Annotated in this window: 2 protein-coding genes; one reads left to right on the forward strand and one right to left on the reverse strand. The window is 61.4% G+C overall.

Features of this window, described 5'->3' with window-relative positions:
* The coding region (locus tag AAC077_RS19775) for a hypothetical protein (RefSeq protein WP_339773525.1) at positions 1–234 on the forward strand (234 nt) is incomplete at its 5' end.
* Here AAC077_RS19775 and AAC077_RS19780 read toward each other — a convergent pair.
* The gene (locus AAC077_RS19780; RefSeq protein ID WP_224833347.1) at positions 223–1,578 is read right to left on the reverse strand and encodes an IS1380 family transposase; all 1,356 of its coding nucleotides are present in this window, start codon (positions 1,576–1,578) and stop codon (positions 223–225) included. The genes AAC077_RS19775 and AAC077_RS19780 overlap by 12 nt on opposite strands.
* Positions 1,579–1,674 lie beyond the last annotated feature (96 nt).

Consider the following 1,674-nt stretch of genomic DNA (forward strand, 5'->3'; position numbering starts at 1 on the left):
ACCGACATTCCCCAAGTGGCCTGCCTTCTGACGTCAAGATCGCCTGATTTTGCCTGCTGGACAAGCATTTTTCGCCCCAACCGGCGTCTTTGGTCGCACAAGCAGCTGGAACAGGGCGGATCAGACGGCGAAGCCGCCGTGTTCTGGCTCGGCGGCGGTGTTTTTCAGCGCAGCGGACAGACCTGTCCTGCCGCTTTTGTTCAGTTTGCGCGAGGATCGCGGTCATGTGCATAGCGATGGCGCTCGCAATCGGCGGATCGCGGCGAGGATAGCGCGCACCATCGGGCCGGTGACGGCCACTTCGGCCAGTTGGAAGGTGATGGCACGGGCGTGGCGGACGACACGCGCCCCGATCTTGATCAGCTTGAGTTGCAGGCTGGTCAGCGACCATTGGGCCATTTCCTCGGGCAGTTCGATACAGCGCAGGAAGGTTGCCAGGTTGTAGGCCAGTGCGTGCAATTGCAGCCGCACCTCGTTGTCGCGGAACTTCCGGCACGACAGCCGCGTCCAGCGAAAGGCATGCTTGCCTTCCTTGATGTGCTGCTCGGCCGTGCCGCGCTGGTTGTAGAACCGCACGACCCAGTCGGGTTCCATCGGCAGATTGGTGACGATGAAGCCAACACGCGGGAACAGCTCGCCCGGGTGCCATTCGATCTTGGCGATCACACGGCGCGGCTTGTCCCAGGATGCTGCCTGATAATTGAAATCGACGAAGAACCGTTTGACCTTGGTCTGCGAAGGTCGTCCAACGGGTCGGGTCAGCCGATGAGCGATCTTCTCACGCAGGACGTTGTTGGCAGGCAACCGGATGGCGTAGAAGTACCCCGCCTCTTCCAGCCGCTCATAGATCGCCGGGATCGCGTAGGCGGCATCGGCCCGGAAGAACCGGCCGCCAAGGTCGCGCTCCGCGTAGCGGGCGATCACTGGATCGAGGACATCCCGCCAGCCATCCGCACTGTGAACGTTGCCGTGGCGCAGGGCGCAGCGTTCCAGCATGCCGAACTGGTTGAACAGAAAGTTGGGGTGGTAGCAGGTGCAGTCGAAATGCCCGTTCCAGGCCGCGCCTTCCTGATCGCCATGGGTGGGGCTGACCGAGCTGTCCATGTCCAGCACGATGTACTTCAGCCCGTTGCGGTCGTGGAAGCGATCAATCCACTGGCCGTTTAGGTCAGCCAGCGCCGCACGGTTATCGGGCAAAGCCAGCGTCTCGGTCTCGAACCGTCCCATTTGCGAGGCAGATGCCGCTTGCACGTGAACGGCCCGACCACCAACGACCTGACGCATGACCGGATCGAGGGCCAGCCGATCGGCATCGTTGACATCCTCGTATCCAGCCAGCCGCCCGAACACCGACTGCCGAAAAAGGCCGTCAAGCCGATGGACAGTGTTCTTGCCGCGTCGGGTGTCGCGCAATGCTGTTGCCGCCAGATCGGACAGCCCGAGCGCGTCATCCAGTTCGCGCATCACCAGCAGCCCGCCGTCCGAACTGATCTGCGCACCACGGAACTCCAGCCGCACACGGCGGTCGAAATCAACCCGATCTGCCCGCTGTAATCCCGCACCCTCTGGGTGATCCATGAAACAAGCCCCTCACAGCCTCCAACGCCATGATTTATATCTGAAATAATATGATCACGACAGCAAAATCAAAGATTTACTTGGGGAATGCGGGTT

The sequence above is a fragment of the uncultured Pseudosulfitobacter sp. genome (assembly GCF_963976325.1).
In the GTDB taxonomy this organism is placed as follows: domain Bacteria; phylum Pseudomonadota; class Alphaproteobacteria; order Rhodobacterales; family Rhodobacteraceae; genus Pseudosulfitobacter.